Origin of the sequence: Lysinibacillus sp. OL1 (assembly GCF_004332175.1) — a bacterium.
In the GTDB taxonomy this organism is placed as follows: Bacteria; Bacillota; Bacilli; order Bacillales_A; family Planococcaceae; genus Lysinibacillus; species Lysinibacillus capsici.
On the sequence record NZ_SJDS01000024.1, the window covers coordinates 22,308 to 28,469 of the forward strand.

General features: G+C 36.8%; 6 protein-coding genes. All 6 read right to left on the reverse strand.

Going from position 1 to position 6,162, the window contains the following annotated elements:
• Positions 1-285: 285 nt before the first annotated feature.
• The gene (locus EW028_RS23720) at positions 286-1,305 is read right to left on the reverse strand and encodes a phage head morphogenesis protein (RefSeq protein ID WP_131522671.1); all 1,020 of its coding nucleotides are present in this window, start codon (positions 1,303-1,305) and stop codon (positions 286-288) included.
• Positions 1,302-2,783: a phage portal protein gene (locus tag EW028_RS23725; RefSeq protein WP_131522672.1), complete on the reverse strand. Its 1,482-nt coding sequence runs from the start codon at positions 2,781-2,783 to the stop codon at positions 1,302-1,304. Before EW028_RS23725 ends, EW028_RS23720 begins: the two co-directional genes overlap by 4 nt.
• A gap of 5 nt (positions 2,784-2,788) precedes the next feature.
• Entirely contained in the window at positions 2,789-4,045 is a 1,257-nt protein-coding gene (locus EW028_RS23730) for a PBSX family phage terminase large subunit (protein WP_227745013.1), read from the reverse strand.
• A 31-nt stretch (positions 4,046-4,076) separates the two neighbouring features.
• The gene (gene terS / locus EW028_RS23735) at positions 4,077-4,904 is read right to left on the reverse strand and encodes a phage terminase small subunit (RefSeq protein ID WP_131522674.1); all 828 of its coding nucleotides are present in this window, start codon (positions 4,902-4,904) and stop codon (positions 4,077-4,079) included.
• A 96-nt stretch (positions 4,905-5,000) separates the two neighbouring features.
• A complete protein-coding gene (locus EW028_RS23740) occupies positions 5,001-5,840 on the reverse strand; it encodes a hypothetical protein (RefSeq protein WP_131522675.1) in 840 nt (279 codons plus the stop codon).
• Positions 5,841-6,002: 162 nt separating this feature from the next.
• Positions 6,003-6,162 (reverse strand): Acb2/Tad1 domain-containing protein (locus EW028_RS26425; RefSeq protein WP_193767466.1); only part of this gene is annotated, 160 nt, incomplete at its 5' end.

Genomic DNA, 6,162 nt, shown 5'->3' on the forward strand with positions numbered 1-6,162 from the left:
AACAAGGTTTAGTCCAGAATATTTAGAACCAATACTTCTTTATGAGTATCTAGTATTGATAGCGTTTTGTTTTTTTCTTGGCATACTGGAAGATTTTTTAAAGCCAAGTAAAAAAACAAATATTTTAGTACGTGTAGCCATTATCATTTGTTCTCTTGTGTTAATAATTACATCAGTCTCTCTCAAATCCACTGCTACAATTATTTTTTCAATATTGATGTTTATTGCTATCAGTTTCTCAGTTTATTTAGAGATTAGGCAAAAGGATTAAATCACCTTTTGCTTTTACTCCTCTCCACTGAATTGTTTTCTCCATTCTTCATAACTCATGAATGGAACTGTAACGCTTGGTGGCTTTATTTGTTTATACGCTTTGTTAAAAGCTTGTCTATAGGTTAGCCCTAGATCAGACATATAAGCATCAATACGAGCGGCCAATTGCTTTTGGTAGGTATCGTCCATGTAGTCCCGACCTCTCCTGTACTCTGGTAACTTGCCATTAACCATATAAATCGTATGACATCGACACTGTATATCCATTGAAGCAATGCCCCATAACCTTGGTGCTTTCGATTTCCACTTACCATAATGATAGTAGCCATCTTTATCAGCTTTCTGGCCGTCTAGCTTTCTATGAGACTTACGAACCCTCGTATCAAGGGACGACATCCACACTTTAGTTAGTCTCGCTGTTTTGCTCGCCTGTTCCTCAATGGCTAGGTCTACTTGTGATCTAACTCGGCCACCCTCAGTACGAGCAACTAGGATAGCTTTCTTCCTTGTCCATCCCATAGCATTTTCAATCCTGATAGCCATGTCTGTATAGCTTTCACCAGCCTGTAAACTCTGTGCTATCTCGATGTTCAAACGCCTGATAATTTCATCTCTATGAGCCTCAAATATCTTCGGTAACGTCAAAAACTCAACAGGATTAGTTAACGCTGCTTGAATCACCTCAGCAGATGGTATTTTAAAGCCCATTTCCTCACCCGTAGACTGTTGTAAGAGGTAAGCCATCAATAAGTATCTTTCAATGTAAAGACGTTCCTCTGACGCTTGTATGAGCTTAATAATCTCTTTGTAGTCAGCGTTGAGTTGTTGAGCAATTAATTTCATCTCTTGATTAAAGCGATTGTACTTGTTAACGTCTGTCCAGGTAGCTTGGCCGTTCTTCCCGAATTTCTTATGCATCTCCAACATTTGAGCAAGTATCGTCTTTAAACGTCGTGCAAAAACAACCTCAATGTCTCTCTCGGCTTTAGCTTCTAAATCATCTAAGATACGATTGATTTCCTGTTGATTCATGAGTCATCAACTTCTTTTGGATCATCATCGTCATCCTCGTTAAGAGGGCCGAGGTCGGTACCGTATATTTTTAAATCTTCCTGCATTGCTTCTCGCTCAGCAGCTACATCATCCACGAATGGTAATAACGATAAACGAGTATCCTCACTTACATATCCCTTCAATGCCTGTGATGTTTGAGCAGCTTCAAGAAGGTTCTTAGGAAGATTTCTCTTAAACTCAAACCATACCTTTAGGTAATCCTCTGGCTGACAGTAACCAAGTCTAGCCCATCCACTACACAAAACTTTGAATTGATACTGTAGGGTGGTGCGATTCTTTTGCTCTGCTGTACCTGACTTATGTTCTAAGGCCATTGTTTTCATCAAAATAGCGATACCTGAAAGATTCGAAGCGAATTCCTCACTAGTGAAATCTACGCTCTTACCAATACGCATGATGTTCTTTTCAAGTCGTTCTAATAAATGTTCAATCATGCTGTCATTAACGTTCTTGGTTAGGAACGATACCTTAGCATCAGGTCCCCATATTTCTAAAGCACCTGACTTTTGCATCTGTTGAATTTCCTCTGGTTGTAATCCAATGTTGTGAAGGATCAGAAGCGCTAGTCGCATCGATTCGACCTCACTACTAGCATCTGATAACGCTCGGTCATACGCATCAATTAGATTCATGATACGCATAGCTGCCCCTTGCATTTCATCATTGTTTTCCATGCCAAACAATGGATTGTACATAAATCCGTGCTCTTGATAGCCTGTTAATTCAAATGCTCCATTAAGGTTATCGAAGTACCAAATAGTATCAGTATCGTAGAATTCTACCTTAGTGACGTTTTGCTTGTTAGCTTGCTGATCTAAAACGAATGTGTCATAGTAACGCATGCTGTATTTTGGTTCAGCAATTGTTTCTTCGAATAAAAAAATAACCTCGTCCGTATCAACATTCATAATACGTAGGACAGGTTTATTATTTTCTAAGGCTACATAAGCTAATCGAGCTCCATAGCCAGCTATATCTGTTTGTTTTCCTAACGAAGCATCCTTATCAGCAACAGCATTTCTAATCCTAAAGTTGTCTATTTCTGTTGCTAAGGGCTGTAATCTCGGTTCATCACGTACACCTTCAACAGTGTAGTTAACAGGTATGCCGTACATATAGCCCACTTTGGTATCTACTATGTCAGCATCAAAGGCTGTATTTACCTTGTTATTAACGAGTGCATCTAACCTTCGCACCTTTTCATTCTCCAAATCAAGAGGAACAGGGTCTCTCGTTAGAATCGGAACTCCATCGGTACTGACTTCATAACGTTTCTGCAGCAACTGCACATCCTGTTTAATTGACTTATGGTCGGCAATTAATTTAGGAATAAGCGTTTCATTAAAACCAAACTGATCAATGTATTCGATGTATGGTTGAAACACTTGCATGCGCTTTGCTATGGTTTCTTTTCGATTTAGTTGATTAACATTCATTCTTATCACCTACCTCTGTAACCAGCATTCATACCTTTAACGTTTGTTACCTCATAATCATCAAGGCCATACCACATAGCACTAAATGTATGAGGGTCAATATTAAACTCTCCAGGTATTGCTTTGCCGTTCTTATCTTTTTTCTGTGTTAGGTTTTTCAACTCTCTGATTGTATTTGGGCAATCCTTTGAAACAATTATCTTTTTAAATCGCTTCATCTTCTTAGTATTTTCAACCCTCGTTAGCTTGTAACATGGTAAAATACGAAATCCTCGCTGTTGTAGATAGACAATTGTTTTAGCTTCAGCGTTATCACCTTTAATCATTACTTTCTGTAATCCTGCTTTCATCATGTCCTCAGCAATCTCGGGGTCTGTTTTACCCTTGGTGTAATACTCCCAAAAGATATATAGCCATTTCTCTTCAATGTCTACTGCCATACGCACAATTGCGTTATATGAATCTGAAAAACCAAAGTCCATGCCGTTTTTATATACCTTGTCAGAAGTCAGTTGAGCTTGTACATCAGCACTATCCCATACTTCTAATTGAGGTAATATCTTCTCGCCATTCGCTCCAAACTTACCCTCTCTGGCTACTCGATGTAGATCAGGATCATAGTTCTTCATGTCGTCTAATTCATCGATATACGATTGCGGAAGGAACATGTTATCGTCTGCTTTTGAGTGATGGTAATACGTTGTTTCAGTTTTGATTTCCCTTAACTTGTATAACTCTTCATCATTTAATGTTGTTTTTTCATTTTCTTCATCCACAAAGAAATGAGTGTATATCCAGTTGGTTTCATCTACTGGGTTTGAAGATAAAATCATGTGTAACGATAAATTACGATGACGTAAACGACCAACTAGCTCTTTAAAACCCTCATACTTAACTTCGGAGGCTTCTTCTACCCAAATGATGCTGATATCATGGATAGACTTTAATTTCGCTGGTTTATCCATCCCTTTAAAAATTATCCTTGAACCATTACTGAACACTATCTCGTATGGACTCTCTTTAGCCCTTGCCTTGCCTTTTGCAATGCGTTTTCGACCTGTATCATCCAATCTATCCAAAGACTCTAAAATGTCCTTAAACAATGCGAAGGTACTGTCTTTATGCGTGTCATAAACTTCACGTATTACTAAGACCTTTCGCTTTTCCTGTAAACACTTTAAAACGAGTTTTAAGGCTACATGATAAGATTTCGAGGAACCGTATCCACCAATAAGGAATTGAAACTTTTTTGTCCAATCCATTAGGAAGTTGCCGAAATGAGGGTTTATCTCCTTATTCACTTGCATCTGAATCCCTCTCAGTCTTGTGTGTAATAACGATTTCTAAGGTATCATCATCACCTGTTGGCTCTGTAATTTTCTCTAACTCGGCTTTTGTTTTTTTGATGTTCAAACGCATTTGCTTAAGCTTCAAGCGACGCTCATCATCAGCATCAGCCATTTCAACAAATTGACGAATAGAAGAACGCAACTCCCCAATTGCTCTCGATTGAGCAGTGAGTAGTTGCGCCTGTCTTTCCCATGCGAATTGGAATTCATATTCTTCCTCTGTTACAGCCTTTTCTACGCCTCCGCCATCCTCTTTAGAACGTGGATAGTAATCGTATTTTGCTTTTTTGAGCTCCTTTATGATTTCGTCTTTCGATTCAACGTGCATAATACGTTGAGCTCTTATAATTGCAGCATACTGTATTTGTATCTGGTCCCAGATTAAATCGGCTGGAGAACGCTCGTTCATTGCCTCCATGATTTCAAGCGTTTCTTCTGGTAGGAACTTAGCAAAGAATCCATGTGTCAGAGCATTTGAGTTTTGTTTTGGAGCTGACGCATTTTTATTACCTCTATTGCCTTTTGCGTTAGCATTACCAATAGGTGCTCCTCTTTCTCTCTGAACGTTTTTTATCGGAGTACTCCGTTCGTCTGTTTGGAGTACTCCGTTTAATTTCTCGTTCCAATTGTCCTTAGATTTAGACTTCCATGAACCAATTGTTTTTTCTGGAACACCCAACATTTCAGCTATTGATCGATTTGTAATATCACCGTTATGTTCCTTGTAAATTTCAAATGCTTTATCTCGATTAGGGTCTCTCGCTCTAGCCATATCTCATACACCACCACCTCCATATTCAATATTTTCTAAGTATCCATTTATCAAAAAATAAAAAAAGACGTTACAAGAACGTCTTTACATTTACCTTTATTCGTTTTTCTCTAAATCGATTTTTTCGGGCTTATATTTTTCCAGTTCTTCTTTAATATATAAATGGATGTTTTCAGTACAACTTTTTATTTCTTTACGAATATTAGATAATTGACTATTCATAGTATTTTTAAACATAATTTCTACCTTTTTTGTTGTATTTATTAAATTTACATCATGACTAACTTCGTTTAAATATTGAAAAATATATTTATCAACTTCGGATAGATTGAAGGGCTTTATTATTCTTTCAAGAGTTGATAACTCAAGCATTAAATCTCTAATTTCTTTATCAACCTCCCCTACCATTTCTGGGTAAATTTCAAAATGTTCGCTCGGAATAATTATTTTTGGTTCTATTTTATAATTGAAATATTCACTTACAAACCCTGTTGCTTGATTAAATCTATCTACGTGTAAATTTAATTTATTTTCTAATTTATGAAAAAGTAATAGTGCTTTTTCATATTTTTCTATATTAAATTGAACCATAAATTTCTCGCGTTCAAGTCTAACTGAACTATTGATAGAATTAACTACATCATCCCTTTGTTGATCAAGTTGTTCTTTATGATTCTCATTTTGACTCTTAATCAATAAATAAGTAGTCAATAAAACAGCAAACATACCAACTATTCCACCTAAAAAGCTCCCCCAAAAACTTATCCAACTTCCAGCTAAACTACTATCATTATTCCCCACACTATTTATCACCCAATTATTTACTATATATGGAATGAAAAATAATACAATAAAAAACACTACAAAAGATATGATTGCGGTATATATTAAAACTTTAAAATAGAGTATTTTTTTCTTCTCTTGTTCAGGTTCCATTTTAATCTCTCCTTTTACTCAATAATAGAGTAAAAGGTCTATACAAAACCTTAATAACTTTTTGCTCTCAAAACCACACCAAACTCCGCCCTCTAAACTCATAGTGTTTTGGCTGTTTGATGCAGTTTTCAAAGCAAAATAAAAAGCCTTCGAAGAAGGCTCTTAATTACGTGCGATTGAAGCGTTAGCCCACATTACAGCAGTTTCTAGGTTAGTCATAGCAACTGATTTTTCACGGCTATTAGGACATAGTTCGTCAATCATGTGTGCTAGCTCTTTCGCTTTTTCACGAATAGCCTCATACTTTTCTGGTTGTCCCTCT

Bases quoted from the DNA above. Each gene is read 5' to 3' on its own strand.
- EW028_RS23730 (WP_227745013.1), bottom strand. From the start codon at position 4,045: ATGGATTGGACAAAAAAGTTTCAATTCCTTATTGGTGGATACGGTTCC.
- terS (WP_131522674.1), bottom strand. From the start codon at position 4,904: ATGGCTAGAGCGAGAGACCCTAATCGAGATAAAGCATTTGAAATTTAC.
- EW028_RS23725 (WP_131522672.1), bottom strand. From the start codon at position 2,783: ATGAATGTTAATCAACTAAATCGAAAAGAAACCATAGCAAAGCGCATG.
- EW028_RS23740 (WP_131522675.1), bottom strand. From the start codon at position 5,840: ATGGAACCTGAACAAGAGAAGAAAAAAATACTCTATTTTAAAGTTTTA.
- EW028_RS23720 (WP_131522671.1), bottom strand. From the start codon at position 1,305: ATGAATCAACAGGAAATCAATCGTATCTTAGATGATTTAGAAGCTAAA.